The 14945-nt window shown below is 68.2% G+C and carries 15 protein-coding genes; 6 read left to right on the top strand and 9 right to left on the bottom strand.

The window, feature by feature from the left end; genetic code table 11:
* Nucleotides 1-16: 16 nt before the first annotated feature.
* The gene (locus tag ACQUQR_RS02455; RefSeq protein ID WP_435194456.1) at nt 17-1198 is read left to right on the top strand and encodes a DUF3179 domain-containing protein; all 1182 of its coding nucleotides are present in this window, start codon (nt 17-19) and stop codon (nt 1196-1198) included.
* A 58-nt stretch (nt 1199-1256) separates the two neighbouring features.
* On the opposite strand, the gene ACQUQR_RS02450 is transcribed toward ACQUQR_RS02455, so the two are convergent.
* Both ACQUQR_RS02450 and ACQUQR_RS02445 read right to left on the bottom strand, forming a co-directional pair.
* Nucleotides 1257-2906 (bottom strand): potassium channel family protein, encoded by a 1650-nt coding sequence (locus tag ACQUQR_RS02450; protein ID WP_435194455.1) that lies wholly within the window; start codon nt 2904-2906, stop codon nt 1257-1259.
* Between the two features lie 44 nt (nt 2907-2950).
* A complete protein-coding gene (locus ACQUQR_RS02445; RefSeq protein ID WP_435194453.1) occupies nt 2951-3505 on the bottom strand; it encodes an FAD-dependent oxidoreductase in 555 nt (184 codons plus the stop codon).
* Nucleotides 3506-3614: 109 nt separating this feature from the next.
* Between ACQUQR_RS02445 and ACQUQR_RS02440 the strand changes: the two genes are divergently transcribed.
* The 3 genes from ACQUQR_RS02440 (at nt 3615) to rbcL (ending at nt 5969) form a co-directional block, all read left to right on the top strand.
* Entirely contained in the window at nt 3615-4394 is a 780-nt protein-coding gene (locus ACQUQR_RS02440) for an HAD-IIA family hydrolase (protein WP_435194451.1), read from the top strand.
* Nucleotides 4395-4467: 73 nt separating this feature from the next.
* Nucleotides 4468-4632 carry a hypothetical protein gene (locus tag ACQUQR_RS02435; protein WP_435194450.1) on the top strand — a complete coding sequence of 55 codons (165 nt, stop codon included), beginning with the start codon at nt 4468-4470 and terminating at the stop codon, nt 4630-4632.
* Between the two features lie 86 nt (nt 4633-4718).
* Nucleotides 4719-5969: a type III ribulose-bisphosphate carboxylase gene (gene rbcL / locus ACQUQR_RS02430; RefSeq protein WP_435194448.1), complete on the top strand. Its 1251-nt coding sequence runs from the start codon at nt 4719-4721 to the stop codon at nt 5967-5969.
* A 12-nt stretch (nt 5970-5981) separates the two neighbouring features.
* Here rbcL and ACQUQR_RS02425 read toward each other — a convergent pair whose 3' ends face one another.
* The 3 genes from ACQUQR_RS02425 to lhgO all read right to left on the bottom strand — a co-directional run bounded on the left by ACQUQR_RS02425 (nt 5982) and on the right by lhgO (nt 10281).
* Nucleotides 5982-7733 (bottom strand): acyl-CoA dehydrogenase family protein, encoded by a 1752-nt coding sequence (locus ACQUQR_RS02425; protein WP_435194447.1) that lies wholly within the window; start codon nt 7731-7733, stop codon nt 5982-5984.
* Nucleotides 7734-7780: 47 nt separating this feature from the next.
* Nucleotides 7781-9007: a CaiB/BaiF CoA transferase family protein gene (locus ACQUQR_RS02420; RefSeq protein WP_435194446.1), complete on the bottom strand. Its 1227-nt coding sequence runs from the start codon at nt 9005-9007 to the stop codon at nt 7781-7783.
* Between the two features lie 74 nt (nt 9008-9081).
* Nucleotides 9082-10281: an L-2-hydroxyglutarate oxidase gene (gene lhgO / locus ACQUQR_RS02415; RefSeq protein WP_435194444.1), complete on the bottom strand. Its 1200-nt coding sequence runs from the start codon at nt 10279-10281 to the stop codon at nt 9082-9084.
* Between the two features lie 111 nt (nt 10282-10392).
* On the opposite strand from lhgO, the gene ACQUQR_RS02410 reads away from it, so the two are divergent.
* A complete protein-coding gene (locus ACQUQR_RS02410; RefSeq protein WP_435194442.1) occupies nt 10393-10644 on the top strand; it encodes an MTH865 family protein in 252 nt (83 codons plus the stop codon).
* A 554-nt stretch (nt 10645-11198) separates the two neighbouring features.
* On the opposite strand, the gene ACQUQR_RS02405 is transcribed toward ACQUQR_RS02410, so the two are convergent.
* The 4 genes from ACQUQR_RS02405 to ACQUQR_RS02390 are packed head-to-tail and all read right to left on the bottom strand — an operon-like array spanning nt 11199 to nt 14126.
* The gene (locus ACQUQR_RS02405) at nt 11199-12833 is read right to left on the bottom strand and encodes a class I adenylate-forming enzyme family protein (protein WP_435194441.1); all 1635 of its coding nucleotides are present in this window, start codon (nt 12831-12833) and stop codon (nt 11199-11201) included.
* A gap of 59 nt (nt 12834-12892) precedes the next feature.
* Entirely contained in the window at nt 12893-13378 is a 486-nt protein-coding gene (locus tag ACQUQR_RS02400) for a metal-dependent hydrolase (RefSeq protein WP_435194439.1), read from the bottom strand.
* Between the two features lie 57 nt (nt 13379-13435).
* Nucleotides 13436-13810, bottom strand: a complete 375-nt coding sequence (locus tag ACQUQR_RS02395) for a hypothetical protein (protein ID WP_435194438.1) — start codon at nt 13808-13810, stop codon at nt 13436-13438.
* Nucleotides 13764-14126, bottom strand: a complete 363-nt coding sequence (locus ACQUQR_RS02390) for a helix-turn-helix transcriptional regulator (RefSeq protein WP_435194436.1) — start codon at nt 14124-14126, stop codon at nt 13764-13766. The genes ACQUQR_RS02395 and ACQUQR_RS02390 overlap by 47 nt, the downstream gene beginning before the upstream one ends.
* 229 nt (nt 14127-14355) lie before the next feature.
* Between ACQUQR_RS02390 and ACQUQR_RS02385 the strand changes: the two genes are divergently transcribed.
* Nucleotides 14356-14928, top strand: coding sequence for a peroxidase-related enzyme (locus tag ACQUQR_RS02385; RefSeq protein ID WP_435194434.1), 573 nt, complete (start codon nt 14356-14358; stop codon nt 14926-14928).
* Nucleotides 14929-14945: the final 17 nt, after the last annotated feature.

The following is a 14945-nucleotide window of genomic DNA, read 5'->3' as shown; positions in this document are numbered from 1 at the left end:
GGGCGTAACCCCCGCCATGGACGAACCTACTCCCAGCCGCCGGCGACTGCTCGGAGCGCTCGGCGTCGCCGGCCTCGGTGGCCTCGCCGGCTGTATGGGCTATCAGGGCCGCTCGGGTGGGGCTACCCCGACGGAGCCGCCCGGGACACCCACGCCCGTCGCGACGACGGGCCCGGGCGGCGTCGAGCTCCCGGTCCCCCGCAGCGAGCTCGTCAGGGGGGCCGGCAAGGACGCCATCCCGGCCATCACGGAGCCGGCCTTCGGTACCGACTGGGAGGGGATCAGTTTCGAGGCGCACCACCCCGCCGCGGGGCAGTACACCGCGAACCCCCGGCTCGGCGAGGGTGACTGGGTCGTCGGCATCGAACGCGACGGTGAGGCGCGCGCGTACCCCCTCCTCGTGTTGAACTGGCACGAGGTCGTGAACGACGAGTTCGGCGGGCCCCTGCTCGTCACCTACTGTCCGCTGTGTGGCTCCGCGATGGCCGCCGAACGCCGAGTGGACGGCGAAGAGACCGTCTTCGGGGTCTCCGGGCTGCTCTATAAAAACGACCTCGTGATGTACGATGAGAAGACGGGGTCGCTGTGGTCCCAGATCATGGCGACCGCCATCAACGGTCCCCGGACGGGCGAACGGCTCTCGCTCGTCCCCGCCGCACTGACGACGTGGGGTGAGTGGAAAGCGGAGTACCCGGACTCGCTCGTCTTGCGCCCACCCCCGGAGTCGAACACCGTCGTCGGCCGGCACGCCACCCGGGACTACGACCGCAACCCCTACGCGGGCTACACCTCCTCCCGCCAGATCGGGATCGGCGGGGAGTACGACGACGAACGGCTCCACCCCAAGACGCAGGTCATCGGCGTCGCCACCGAGGACGCGGCCCGGGCCTATCCGCTCGACGCCGTCTTGCGGGCCGGCGTGGTCAACGACACCGTGGGCGACCGCCCGGTCGTCGTGACGACCCACGGCGAGGCCTCGCTCGTGGCCTATATCAGGACCGTGGACGGCGAGACGCTCACCTTCGAGCGGGACGGTGACTCCCTCGTCGCCGGGGGCTCGCGCTGGAACCCCGCGACTGGCGTGGCCCTCGACGGCCCCCACGAGGGAACCCGGCTGGAGCCGGCGAACGACGTGTCGCCCATGTTCTTCTTCGCGTGGAAGGAGTTCCGCCCCGAGACGAGCGTCTACGGGGCCTGACCGGTCGCCGACGCCAGCGGTCGCGGTCCTCCGACGGCTACGCCGCGGCCGGACTAGTTCACGTGAGCGTGGCGACGCGGTTCACGTCCTCGTCCGTCCCGGCGATGACGAGTTCGTCCCCGTGCTGGATGCGGAAGCCCGGACCGACCTCGGTGACCACGTCACCGTCGCGTTCGACCGCGATGACGGTACAGCCGGTACGCGCCCGGAGGTCCGCACCGGCGAGCGTCTTCCCGGCGAGGTCGCCACACTGCATCCGGACGACCTCCACCCCCTTGTCGAAGGAGATGACGTCCTCGTCGAACACCGTCGAGGCGAGCAGCCGGCCCGAGACGGTGGCGATAGCGAGCACGTAGTCCGCACCGGCACGGTACAGCTTCCGCACGGACTCCGTGGCGTCGGCGCGGCCGATGACCTCCACCTCGGGGTTGAGCTCCCGGCAGACGAGCGCGGCGAAGATGGCCGTGCTGTCGTCGGCGACGGCGAGGACGACGGTGGACGCTTCAGCGACGCCGGCCTCGCGGAGCACGGACTCCTCGGTGATGTCGCCGACCACGTCCACGCCGTCCATCGGCTCGCGGTCGACGACCCTGACCTCCCGACTGGCCTCGCGGAGTGCGGTGGTGACGGTGTGGCCCACCTCGCCGTACCCGGCGACGACGACCGGCCCGGTGCGCTGGCGGCGCTGTTCCGAGAGGGTGAGCTCCTTCAACCGCTCCAGCTGGTCCTCGCGGCCCGCAGCGACGAGGATGGTCTGTTCGTCGATGCGCTCTGTAGTCGGCGGCGGGGAGACGAACTCCCCGCGGAACCACGCGCCGATGACGTTCGTCCCGGTGCGCTCGCGGATGCCGCTGTCCTCGATAGTCGTCCCCGCCAGCACCGAGCCGGCCTGTACCGGGAGTTCGACGATGTCGAACGACTCGCTGATCTCCACGGCGTCCCCGAGCTCGGGCGTGACCCCCGCCGTGATCTTCCGGGCGATGGCCTCCGCGATGAGCTGCTGGGGGAGGTAGGTCTCGTTCGCGCCCGCGTATCGGTGATACTGCGCCACGTCGGGGTCATCGACGAAGGTGATCACGTTCGTTCCCTCGACGTCGTTCGCCGCGAGCGCGATGGAGGCGTTCGTCTCGTCGTCGACGTCCGCGACGAGCGCACGCGCGGACCCGATGTTCGCGTCGTGGAGCGTCTCGGTCTGCTCCGGCTCGCCGTGGATGGCCTCGATGTCGTCCTCGCGGAGTTCCACGACGCGCTCGCGGCTCGGTTCGATGACGACGTACGGCCGGTCACGCGCGTCGAGCTCCTCCACGAGCGCCTTCCCCCGGGAGGTGAACCCCGCGAGGATGACGTGGTCCGCGATGCCATCGACCGCCGTCGGTGGGGTCGTGGAGATTCGTTCCTGGAGGTACGGTGCGAGGAACACCGGGAACGCGAGGAAGACGAGCGAGACGCCGGTGAGCTGGACGACGACGAGGAAGAGGTAGACCGGCGTCGTGCTCCAGAGGCCGCTGTCCTCGCCGAACCCGACCGTCGTGAACGACTCCGTGACGGTGAGGAGGGCCTTCGCGAACGAGACGGTCTCGCCCTCGAAGACAGCGATGACGAACTGGTAGAGGAAGGTGTAGGCAAACACGAGCACTGTCAGGCCGATGAGATAGAGGACGACCCGTCGGCGCTGTTTGCTCCCAGCCAGAAGGCGACCGCCGAGCATGGGCACTCTGCGAACGGCGGGCGAATAACCGTTCGGTTTCCGGGCTACTCCGCGTCCGCCGGGGTGTCGAAGTCGTGGAAGTGCTCGCCCTTCTCCTTCGAGAGGATGTTGAGCGCGGCGGCCGCGCCATCCCCTGCCGAAATGACCGCCTGCCACTCCTCCGCGCGGACCATCGCGCCCGTGGCGTAGGCGTTCTCGACGCTCGTCTCCATCGTCACGTCCACGTCCACGATATCGCCGTCGAACGCACAGCCGAGCTCCTCCGCGAGCGCGCGGTTCGCGCCCGTGGCGAGCACGAGGTAGTCGGCCTCGTGGTCACCGTTCTCGGTCGAGACGGTGAACCCCTCGTCCGAGGAGGCGACGCCCGTCACCTTCGTCCCCTGATGGCGCTCGACACCGAAGGAGTCGGCCTGCTCGCGGGCGCCCTCGATGAACTCGGTGCCGTCCTCGGAGTCGATACCGAGGTAGTTGAACAGGTGGGCTTTGTGCATCCACGTCTCGTCCGTGTCGAACAGGACGGTGTCGAGACCGTTCTTGGCCGTGAAGAGCGCCGCGCTCAGGCCTGCGGGACCACCGCCGACGACTGCGACTGTTGGCATGAGAGAACGTTCGGGTCGGAGACGATTATACCTGCTGGGTGGGGCGGATTCCGCCGCTGCCCGATCGATGGAGCGACCGACTCATTTCGGTGGGCTCCATAGGCCGCCTATGGACTATCACGGCGTCGTACTCGACCTGGACGGGACGGTCTATCGGGGCGACACCATCATCGATGGCGTGCCGGGGACCGTCACCCGACTGCGCGAGCGCGGGCTCGACATCGCGTTCATGACGAACAACCCCACCCGGAGCCCCGCGGAGTACGTCGAGAAGCTCGCGGGGATGGGGATCGACGCCCGGGAATCGGAGATCCTCTCGGCGGGAGCGATGACGGCCGAGTACCTGACCCACCACCACGCGGACGACGACATCTACCTCATCGGCTCCTCGGGGCTGGAACGCCAGCTCGAGGCCGCGGGCTGTTCGCTCATCGCGGACCCGGACGCGGCGGACGTGCTCCTCACCTCCCACCACTACGGCTTCGACTACGAGTCGCTCACCGCTGGGCTGTGGGCCTGCGACGTGGTCGATGCGTTCTACGGGACGGACCCGGATTTGACCTACCCGGACGGCGACGGCCGGCGGTATCCCGGGTCGGGCGCCATCACGCGGTCGGTGGCCGCGACGGCCCGCCGCGAGCCGGATGCGGTGCTCGGGAAACCCTCCGCGTCCGCCATCGAAGCGCTCTCGCATCACCTCGACGTCCCCCTCTCGGAGTGTCTCGTCGTCGGCGACGGGCTCGACACCGACATCACGCTCGGCAAGACGGCCGGGATGGACACCGCGCTCGTCCTCTCCGGGCGGACGACGCGGGCGGAAGCCGAGTCCAGCGACATCACCCCGACGTACCTCCTCGACTCGCTCGTGGAGATCGACTCGGTGCTGTAGCCGCTGAGCGAACCAGTCTGCGCGTGAGAATGTCTGACAAAGGCTTATATCCCATGGCTCACAACCTCCGCTCATGGTCGAACGGAACTCTCCCTACGAATACGGCGACATCACCACGGACGGTGGGCTTGGGTCTGACGACCCCCCGGAGGACCACGAGGACGGGACGGACACCGTCATCGTCGACGGGAGCGCCATGAGCTATCGGAGCTACTGCCGCCACACCGGCGACGAGTGAGACCCGGCGGCGCGAGTGTCAGCCGCGCGCCGCCCGACTCGAGCCCGGGGATAGACCCTTATCCCGCCCCGTCGTAGGTTTCGGTTATGGGTATCCAGTACGACGATTTCCTCGACGAGAGCTACGCGCCCGGCGACGCCGACCTGCTGTGTACCTTCCGGCTCGCCCCCGGCGAGGGGATGAGCCTCGAAGCCGCCGCGGCACGCGTCGCGAGCGAGTCCTCCAACGGCACCTGGGCCGCCCTCGACGTGGAGAGCGACATCTCCCGGCTCTCCGCGATGGCCTACGACCTGGAGAGGGAGACGAACACGGTCCGCGTCGCGTACCCACCGGAGTTGTTCGAGCCGGGGAGCCTCCCGCAGATCCTCTCCTGTATCGCCGGGAACATCATGGGGATGAAAGCCGTCGACACCATCCGCCTCGTGGACTGTGAGTGGCCCGAATCGGTGGTCTCGGGGTTCCCCGGTCCCGGCTTCGGGCCCGCCGTGAAATCGGAGTTCCTCGACGCGACCGACCGCCCCGCGCTCGCGACGGTCCCCAAACCGAAAGTGGGGCTCCCCACGAGCGAGCACGTCCGCGTCGCGCGCGAGGCGTGGCTCGGCGGCGTCGACCTCCTGAAGGACGACGAGAACCTCACGGACCAGGCGTTCAACCCCTTCCGCGAGCGCGTCGTCGACTCCTTCGCCGCGCGCGACGAGGTACAGGACGAGACGGGCGAGCGGAAGGACTACCTCGTCAACGTCACCGCGGAGACGACCGAGATGCTCGAACGGGTGGACTTCGTCCACGAGCAGGGCGGCTCGTTCGTGATGGTCGACATCATCACCTGTGGCTGGAGCGCGCTCCAGACCGTCCGCGAGCGCTGTGAGGAACTCGGACTCGCCATCCACGCCCACCGCGCGATGCACGCGGCGTTCGACCGGCTCCCCCACCACGGCGTCTCGATGCGCGTGCTGGCCCAGTGGGCGCGGCTCGCCGGCGTGGACCACCTCCACACCGGCACCGCGGGCTTCGGGAAACTCGAGAACGAGGACACTGCGGGCATCAACGAGTGGCTCCGCAGCGACCTCTACGGGATGAAGGAGGTGCTGCCGACGGCCTCCGGCGGCCTGCATCCGGGCGTCGTCCCCCAGGTGCTCGACGCGCTCGGCCCGGAGCTCATCGTCCAGGCCGGTGGCGGCATCCACGGCCATCCCGACGGCACCCGCGCCGGCGCGATGGCCCTGCGTCAGTCCGTCGAGGCGTGGCAGGAAGGCGTCTCGCTGGAGGAGTACGCGAAAAGCCACCCCGAACTGCGGGTGGCGGTCGAGAAGTGGGGCAGCGAGTCGCCGCGCTAGCACTCCTCTTGTTCAGTCGTCCGGCGACGGGGACGCAGCCAGCGACTCCGGTTCGACCGACCCGTATCTGACGATGGCGTCGAACTGCTCGTCACCCAGTCGCTCTCCCGAGTCGATGCCGTACCCACCCTCGAATCGGTCGCGTGCGAACAGCGTGACGACGAGCGCCAGCCGACCGTCATCGTCGAGTTCGTCCGCCGCACGGTCGAGCAGGAGCGCACCGGCGACCACGTCGAAGACGAGGTCCGCGAGCTGCTTCGCGTGGTACTGGGCGTGGTCCTCGTCGACCGTGGCGAGCGTGCCGAGCGCGGTCTGGAGCTCCGTGAACGCCTCACGGAGCTGGGAACGGGGTTCGGCGAGCGCCGGGTGGTCGACGTCGAGCAGGTCGTCGACGTACGGTATCAGCGCCTCGTGAGCCGATTCCCGGGCGAACACGCGGAGCACGTCGAGCGAGAGGATGTTCGAGGTGCCCTCCCAGATGGGGAGCACCTGCGCGTCCCGGAGCAGGCGGGGCGTGACGTGTTCGCGAACGTAGCCGTTACCGCCCAGCACCTCCATGCAGTAGGAGGCCGTCTCGACACTCATCCTCGCGGTCTTGTACTTCGCGATGGGGACGAGAAGCCGCATCAGTTTGTACTCGGATGAGTCGTCACCCGCCTCCTCGCGGGCGTCCATGAGCCGTGCGGCCTCGAAGGCGAACGCGGCGGCGGCCTCGTAGTCGGTGGTCAGCTCCGCCAAATCGCGTCTGAGAAGCGGGTACTCCTGGATCGTGGAGCCAAAGGCCTCCCGGTTGGCGGCGTGGACCTTCGCCTCGAGGAGGCCGCGGCCCATGATCCCGAGCGCGCCCGTCGCATTGGTGAGCCGCTCGTAGTTCATCATCTCGGCCATCTGTTTGAACCCGCGGCCCTCCTCGCCGACGAGATACGCCTCGGCACCGCGGAACTCGATCTCGCCCGTCGGAACCGAGAGCGTGCCGAGTTTGTCCTTCAGTCGCCGGAACAACGAATCGTTCACCTCGCCGCTCGGCTTCGTGCGGGGGACGAGGAACAGCGAGAGACCGCGTGTCCCCGCCGGCGCGTCGGGCGTCCGGGCGAGCGCGAGCGCCCCCTCCGCGTCGAGGTTGGAGCAGAACCACTTCTCACCGTAGAGCTGGTAGGTGCCGTCCTCCTGTGGCTCGGCGCGGACCTCGTTCGCCCCCACGTCGCTCCCACCCTGCTGCTCGGTGAGGAACATCGCGCCCTCGATGTGCTCGTCGACATCGCGGCTCGTGAGCCGGTCGAAGTACTGAGACAGCGACCCGTCGTCGAACTTCTCGAGGACGAGCGCCGCGCCCGTGGTCATCGAGACGGGGCAACAGAAGCCCACGTCGGTGTAGCAGAGGAGCGTCTGGAGGGCGAGAACGTGAGTCAGACTCGCGGGCTCGTCGCGCCCCGGTGGCGCGTGGAAGGCGTCGTGGGTGAACCCGAACTCCCCGTAGACGATGCGCTCGTTCTCGTGCTGGTCCGGGTGGTACTCCACCTCGTTTCGGATGTTGCCCTCCTTGTCGTAGGTGTGGAGGATGGGGCCGTGGCGGTCGATTCTATTCGAGGTGTCGGCGAGCGTGTGCCCCGCGACGTGGCCGAACTCCGAGAGGACGGACTCGGCCCACGCGAACTCCTCGTCCGTGTAGGCGTGGCGCACGGCGGCCTGCAGGGTGGGGTCGAGCGCCCAGTAGTTGCACTCGCGGCCCGCCTCGTACTGACCGTAGTCGATGGGGTCGGACATGGGCGAAAAGAGTGCCACGGTGACATAAATCCGGAGGCTGGCCGGGATCAGATGACGCCCTCGGAGCTGAGCCGGTCGATGTCGGCGTCCGTGTAGCCGTACTCCCGCAAGACCTCCTCGGTGTGCTCGCCGAGCAGGGGTGGGTGCCGGCGCACGCTGGTCCCCGTTCGCGAGAAGTGCATGGGGTTGCCGGGCATCTCCACCTCGCCCGCGGTGGGGTGGTCGACGTGGAGGTGCATCCCTCGTGCCTCCAGCTGTGGGTTCTCGAAGACGGCCTCCATGTCCTTCACGTCGGAGGCGGGGACTCCCCGCGAGTCGAAGCTCGCGAGGAGCTCCTCGGTGTCTCGCTCGGCAAACAGCGGTTCGAGGACCGCGTCGAGGGCCTCGCGATGCTCGACGCGGGCCGTGTTGTCGGAAAAGCGGTCGTCGTCGACGAGGTCCTCGCGGTCGATGGCCGCGCAGAACTTCGGCCAGAGATTGGGGGAGGGGACGGCGACGACCACGTACCCGTCCGCGGTCTCGAACGCCCGGTAGGGGACGATGGAGGGGTGTTTGCTCCCCATTCTCGCGGGTGAGTCACCGGTGGCGAAGTAGTTCGTCGCCATGTAGGTCATCCACGCGACCTGCCCGTCGAGTAGCGACACGTCGATCTTCTGGCCGCGGCCGTCGCCCAGCTCGCGTTCGAGGAGCGCGGCGAGGATAGCCTGAGTGGCGTACATTCCCGCCCCGATGTCGGCGATTGCGACGCCCGTCCGGACGGGGGCGCGGTCGGCCTCGCCGGTGATGGACATGAGTCCCGACTCCGCCTGCACCACGAGGTCGTACGCGGGCCGGTCGCTGTCGGGCCCCCACTCACCGTAGCCCGAGATGGCACAGTGGATGAGCCCGGGGTTCTCCTCGCGCAGCGACTCGTAGCCGAGGCCCCACTCCTCTAAGGTTCCGACCCGGAAGTTCGAGACGAGGACGTCCGTCTCGCCCGCCAGATCGCGAAAGAGTGCCTGTCCGTCCTCGCTGTTGAGGTCGATGGTGACCGACCGCTTGTTGCGGTTGATGGAGAGGTAGTAGGCGCTCTCCTCGCTGTCGCCGTACGTCGGCGGGTGCCACGACCGGGTCTGGTCGCCGCCGTCCGGCCGTTCGACCTTGATGACATCCGCACCCATGTCACCGAGGTTCATCGTACAGAACGGGCCGACGAGCACCCGCGAGGCGTCGAGGACGGTCACGCCGTCGAGCGGACCGGTTCGCGAGTCGGGGTCGCGCGCTTCCCCGACCATCAGGCTCCCTCCGGGACTGCGATAGTGAACACGATAGGCGAGCAATCGCGGGAGGTACCTAAACCGTTTGTCCCCTACTCCGCGAGCAGCCGTGTCGCGATGTGTTCGCCGAACGGGAGCGAGGAGGTGAGCCCCGGTGAGACGGCGTTGAGGATGTGGATCGCGTCGTCGCGTTCCAAGAAGAGCGGCTCTTTCACCAGGTCGCCGTCCTCGGTGACGAGCTGGGCCCGGATGCCCGCGTAGCTCTTCTCGAGGTCCCGTTCGGTGACCTCGGGGACCAGCCGGGCCGCGGCCGCGGCGAACTGCTCCTTCCGGTAGGACTTGTGCAACTCCTCCCACGCGACGGCGAGCATGGTCGGCGAGGCCATGAGCTTCCAGAACCCCTCGTAGGTGAGCGTCTCGCGGAGGTCCGCCAGGTCGAACTGGGTGTTCTCGTAGGCCTCCCGACCGAACGCGAGGACGGCGTTCGGTCCGACGATGACCTTGCCGTCGGTGCGGCGGGTGTAGTGCACCCCGAGGAACGGTAACTCCGGGTCCGGGGTCGGGTAGATCATCGTCTCACAGAGCTCCGCGCGGTCGGGAACCACCTCGTAGTACTCCCCGCGGAACGGGACGACCTGATACTCCTCACCCACCCCGACCTGGTGGGCGAGCCGGTCTGCGTGGAGGCCGGCGGCGTTCACGAGCAGGTCGCACTCCACCGTGCTGTTCGTCGTCGCCAGCCGGTAGCCGTCGTCGACGGCGGTGAGCCGCGTCACCTCGTGGCCCGTGTAGAGCGTGACGCCCGCCCGCTGGACCTCCCGCGCGAGGGTGTAGACGTACTGCTGGGAGTCCACGGACGCGGCCTCCGGCGCGTAGAGCGCCGCCTGCCCGGCCGCGTGCGGTTCGTGTTCCTGGATGGCGGCCTCCCCCTCCAGGAGCTCGTATGCGACGCCGTTCGCCTCGGCCTGCTCCGCGAGTTCGTGGAGTCGGCGTTCCTCCTCGTCGTCCTGCGCCACGACGAGCACCCCGAACTCCTCACACGGGACCCCGTGCTCGGCGCAGTAGGCTTTCATCCGCCGCGTCCCCTCCGTCGCGAACCGGGCTTTCTGCGAGCCCGGCGGGTAGTTGAATCCCGGATGGAGCACCCCGGAGTTGCGCCCGCTCTGGTGTTCGGCGAGGTGGTGTTCCTTCTCGATAACGGCGATATCCAGGTCGCTGCGCTCGGCGAGATGTTTCGCCACCGAGAGGCCGACACACCCCCCGCCGACGACGGCGACGTCGTGACCGGTCATTCGTTCGGCTCCTCTCCCGCCAGCGGCTTCTGTGTACCGAATAAACTCTCTGCAACGGGAGAGTTGACGAAATACACACGATTTATACTCCTCTGTGCAGTTGTTTCTCCCATGGCAGATAAAGCAGCCCTCCGCGAGCAGATGATCGAAGCGTTCGAAGGTGCCGACTACCCCATCAACTCCCCGATGGACCTCGTCCCCGCGCTCCCGAACGGGCCGGCCACCAAGTTCGAGTCCGGCGACTTCTCGATGACCGCTATGGAGCTCAACACCAAGCTCGGCGGTGGCGAGTTCCCCTACGACTCGGCCGAGGCCTTCGTCGACGACATCCTCGAGCAGCTCGAGAGTCAGGACCTTATCTAACACCTCCACCTTTTTCTGCGTCGGGTAGTCGGCTTCGCCGACTACCCCTCCTTGAAAAATCTGGACCAAAAAGCCGGACGCTCGCGGCGCTCGCGTCCGGTACGACATCCTTGTACAGCCCCGCGACCGCACAGCACCGCGACCGCACAGCACCGCGACCGCAACAGCCCAGCCCTTCCCCGACTCGCTCGCGCTCGCCCGCCGTGGGCTCGCGCGAGCGACCGGCCACCGCGACAGCACCGCACCGCGACAGCACCGCACCGCGACAGCACCGCACCGCGACAGCCCCGCGACCGCACAGCACCGCGACCGCACAGCACCGCGACCGCAACAGCCCAGCCCTTCCCCGACTCGCTCGCGCTCGCCCGCCGTGGGCTCGCGCGAGCGACCGGCCACCGCGACAGCACCGCACCGCGACAGCACCGCACCGCGACAGCACCGCACCGCGACAGCACCGCACCGCGACAGCACCGCACCGCGACAGCACCGCACCGCGACAGCACCGCACCGCGACAGCACCGCACCGCGACAGCACCGCACCGCACCGCTCCGCCCTACTCCGAGTCCAATGGCTCGTCGAGTCGCGAGTCGAGTTCCTCCTCCAGTTTATACCGCTGGACCTTCTGGGTGGCCGAGCGCGGGAGGTCGTCCACGAAGAAGATTCGCCGGGGGTGTGCGTAGGAGGCGACGTGGTCGAGGGTGAACTCCCGGAGTTCGGCCTCGGTGATGTCCGTTCCCGAATCGAGGACGACGAAGGCGACGGGGGCCTCGCCTTTCACCTCGTGGGGGGCGGCGACGACCGCGGCCTCGGCCACGGCCGGGTGCTCGTACAGCGCGCTCTCGACCTCGGTCGGGTAGACGTTCTCCCCGCCGGCGATGATCATGTCGTCGGCGCGGTCGATGATCCAGAAGTAGCCATCCTCGTCGACGCGGGCGATATCCTCGGTGTAGAAGAACCCGTCGTAGTCGAACACCTGCTCGGTTTTCTCGGGGCGCTTGAAGTAGCCCTCGAAGACGTTCGGGCCGCGGATGGCGATCTCCCCCGTGACGACGGAGTCGTCCTCGAAGTCGATATCCGGGTCGGGGAAGGGGGAGAGCTGGTCGGTCGTGAGCCGCGTCTCGCGGGTCGCGGGGTCGACGAGTTTGATGTCGATACCCTCCAGCGCGGGGCCGGTCGAGCCAGCGGCCTTCCGGACGCCGTGGGAGGGTTCCGCGGTGCCCGCCGGCGCGGTCTCGGTCATCCCCCAGCCCTCGAGGATGGGGACGTTCCACGCCTGCTCGATGGTGCGTCTGGTCTCGTCGGCGAGCGGGGCGGCCCCGCAGTTCACGTACCGGAGCGTGGAGAGGTCGTACGCGTCTTCGTTGTCGCGGTACTCCCGCCAGAGCATCGTGAACAGGGCGGGCACGCCCGCGAACGTGGTCGCGTTGTACCGGTCCATCGCGGAGAGGATGGCCTCGGCGTCGGGTTGGGGCTGGAGGTGGACCGTCGCCCCCTGCGCGAGATACGTGGTGAGGATGGCGTTGAGCCCGTAGATGTGAAAGAGGGGTAAGACGAGCACCGTCGCATCGTCAGCATCGACGGTCGACGCCCCCTTCGAGTACGCCTCTATCGTCGAGAGAAGGTTCTCGTGGGTGAGCAGGACGCCCTTCGGGTTCCCCGTCGTCCCCGACGTGTACGGCTGGCAGGCCACGTCGTCGTAGGCCCGCTCGGGTCGGTCGAACCCCGGGTCGTAGTCGGCCTTCGCGTGCGAGTAGTTCACCACGCCGTCGTCGCTCACGCCCGGCAGGAACAGGGTCCCCACGTCGGCGGTATCCGCGAGCCCCCGGGCCTCCTCGGCGAGCAGCGGGGAGCCGATGAGGGAGTCGGCTTCGGCGTTGTCGAGGACGTACGCCAGCGTCCCGGGGTCCATCTTGAGGTTCAGGGGGACGGGGACTGCCCCCGCGCGGATCGCGCCGAAGAACGCCTCCGGGAACTGCACGGTGTTCGGGACGAACAGCCCGACCCTGTCGCCCGGGTCGACGCCGTGGTCGGCCAGCATCGCGGCCACCCGGTCGGACTCCTCGTGGAGCTCCCGATAGGCCTGTTCACCGTCGATCCCCGTGAGTGCCGTCTTCTCCCCGTACCGCTGTGCCCCCATCGCCGGGAGATCCCCCACGTGTCGCAGCGGACCGCCGTTGAAGTGCTCCATGGTACCGATTGGCAGTCATGCCGGGACGGCTTAATTATTCGCCCGGCGAGCGCGGCGGTTCAGACCCGCAACGCGACGATCCCCGCGGCGATGGTGGCGAACACCCCGAGTGCGAGCAGCCCCCAGTTCGCGATTCGGTTGGAAGCGCGGGCGACGCGCCACGAGTAGGTGCGCGAGGAGAGCGGCCAGAACAGCGGGACGCCCGCGGGGGTGAGCATATCCGCGACGAGATGCGAGCCGACGCCGAACAGGGCGATGGCGACCCCGAGCGTGGCGTAGAGGGTCTCGTTCCCGAGCCCCCCGCGGACGCCCGCGAGCCAGCCTACACCCCCGAGCGCGCCCGCGACGAGCGCGAGGAAGAGCAGGGTGTGCGTGGGCCCGCGATGCGAGATGAACGGCAGCCGGAGGTCGATGTCGGGGAGCCGAGCGAGCCACACCGCGCCGGCCCCGACGACGACCGCGACGACCGGGTCCGAACGGAGGAGATAGCCACCGACGGGCGCGTAGAGGAGCAGTGCCGCGCCGTAGTGGCCGGTCTTGTACATACCGGGTCTGGGGCGTCATCCCGCCTAAAGCTGTGGGCCGCCCGTCGCCCGTCGGAATCAGGAGTCCAGAAACGCCCGTGCCTGCTCGCGCATTCGACCGGTGAACGCGTCCGTCACCCGCCCTTGCGGTCCGGAGACCGCACGATGTTTGATGGTCCCGAGTACCCACGGTGAGCAGTACGACGTCTTCGCGGGGTTCCTGCCGGAAACCCACGCGTCGCCGAGTTCGTGATTCGCAGGAAGGTCACTCGTCGTGAGCGCAGCACAGACGTACTCCTCACCGGGATAGGGCAATCTTTCCGCGGCCAAGACCAGCCACAAGCGGGGGTTCGACCCCGTCCTGAACGGGTCCGGTGCCCAGAACACATCCCCTGCGCGGTAGGAGCTACTCACGCGTCTCACGCGGGTCGACCGCGTGCTCTTGCCATTCATCGTAGTCCAGCGGTTCCTCCTCGTGGCTCGCTGCAACGTCGCTTGCGTGGTTCGCGGCTGCGTTAAGGCTCTCCTCGTGGTCGCTGACCCGCCAGTAGGTCCCCCGATGGTCGACCCGGCCGGCCTCCCGAAGTCGAACCAGCGTCGGCCCGACGGAACCACGCGGGATATCCGTTGCCTCGACGATTTCCGACTGCGTGAACGCGCTGTCCGCGTTGGCTTCGAGAAACGAGAGGACCTCGTGGGCGTTCGTCCCGGGGGTCGGCGCGTCCTTCTCCTCCTCGATAGCGTCGAACTGGTCCGCACTGATAGGCATGTGTATCAGTTTGTATCGAATGTACTAAGCAGTTTGGCCCGCACGTCGGTTATCGGTGGGCCTTATTCCCCCGCCACACGAACGGGTGATATGACCATCGTCGACACCTTCGGCCCCTTCCTCGTCCCCGCGACGATGTTCGTCCTCGGTGCCATCGGCTACGCCGCGCTCTACCTCTACACTCGGGTCCGGCGCGGGAGCTAAGTTCTCTCCCTCGGATGGTGGGGCCATGGACGACCCGATGACCCGCCTCGACGTGCCAGAGTACGACGACCTCCCCGAAGACCTCCAGGAGCGCATCGACGAGGAGACGGAACAGGCCGGCTTCACCCCGAACGTCTTCTCCGCGTTCGGCTACAAGCCCAGCCACTTCCGCGCCTTCTTCGCCTACCACGACGCGCTCGTCGAGGACTCCGCGCTGGAACGCGAGGAGATCGAGATGCTCGTCGTCACGGTCTCCGGCGTCAACGACTGTCTCTACTGCGTCGTCGCGCACGGCGCGCTCGTCCGCATCTACGCGCAGGACCCCCACCTCGCCGACCAGCTCGCCACCAACCACCGGACCGCCGATCTGGGCCACGCCCACGAGGCCATGCTCGATTTCGCCGTGAAGCTCACCGAGGAGCCCGGCCGCATCACCGGTGCCGACATCGACGACCTGCGCGTCCACTTCACCGACGAGGAGATCTGGGATATCGCATCTGTCGTGGGCTTTTACAACCTCTCCAACCGGCTCGCCACCGCATTCGATATGCGCCCGAACGAGGAGTTCTACACGCTCGGGCGGGAGCCGCGAGAGTAGTTTCTCAAGGAAGGATT

The sequence above is a fragment of the Natronomonas sp. EA1 genome (genome assembly GCF_051195035.1).
GTDB lineage: Archaea > Halobacteriota > Halobacteria > Halobacteriales > Haloarculaceae > JBNTJV01.
This window is presented reverse-complemented; position numbering and strand designations above follow the sequence as displayed.

Coding starts and splice junctions, on each gene's coding strand:
- rbcL (WP_435194448.1), top strand. CDS start 4,719: ATGGGTATCCAGTACGACGATTTCCTCGACGAGAGCTACGCGCCCGGC.
- ACQUQR_RS02405 (WP_435194441.1), bottom strand. CDS start 12,833: ATGGAGCACTTCAACGGCGGTCCGCTGCGACACGTGGGGGATCTCCCG.
- ACQUQR_RS02385 (WP_435194434.1), top strand. CDS start 14,356: ATGGACGACCCGATGACCCGCCTCGACGTGCCAGAGTACGACGACCTC.
- lhgO (WP_435194444.1), bottom strand. CDS start 10,281: ATGACCGGTCACGACGTCGCCGTCGTCGGCGGGGGGTGTGTCGGCCTC.
- ACQUQR_RS02455 (WP_435194456.1), top strand. CDS start 17: ATGGACGAACCTACTCCCAGCCGCCGGCGACTGCTCGGAGCGCTCGGC.
- ACQUQR_RS02395 (WP_435194438.1), bottom strand. CDS start 13,810: ATGAATGGCAAGAGCACGCGGTCGACCCGCGTGAGACGCGTGAGTAGC.
- ACQUQR_RS02425 (WP_435194447.1), bottom strand. CDS start 7,733: ATGTCCGACCCCATCGACTACGGTCAGTACGAGGCGGGCCGCGAGTGC.
- ACQUQR_RS02420 (WP_435194446.1), bottom strand. CDS start 9,007: ATGGTCGGGGAAGCGCGCGACCCCGACTCGCGAACCGGTCCGCTCGAC.
- ACQUQR_RS02440 (WP_435194451.1), top strand. CDS start 3,615: ATGGACTATCACGGCGTCGTACTCGACCTGGACGGGACGGTCTATCGG.
- ACQUQR_RS02445 (WP_435194453.1), bottom strand. CDS start 3,505: ATGCCAACAGTCGCAGTCGTCGGCGGTGGTCCCGCAGGCCTGAGCGCG.
- ACQUQR_RS02435 (WP_435194450.1), top strand. CDS start 4,468: ATGGTCGAACGGAACTCTCCCTACGAATACGGCGACATCACCACGGAC.
- ACQUQR_RS02410 (WP_435194442.1), top strand. CDS start 10,393: ATGGCAGATAAAGCAGCCCTCCGCGAGCAGATGATCGAAGCGTTCGAA.
- ACQUQR_RS02400 (WP_435194439.1), bottom strand. CDS start 13,378: ATGTACAAGACCGGCCACTACGGCGCGGCACTGCTCCTCTACGCGCCC.
- ACQUQR_RS02390 (WP_435194436.1), bottom strand. CDS start 14,126: ATGCCTATCAGTGCGGACCAGTTCGACGCTATCGAGGAGGAGAAGGAC.
- ACQUQR_RS02450 (WP_435194455.1), bottom strand. CDS start 2,906: ATGCTCGGCGGTCGCCTTCTGGCTGGGAGCAAACAGCGCCGACGGGTC.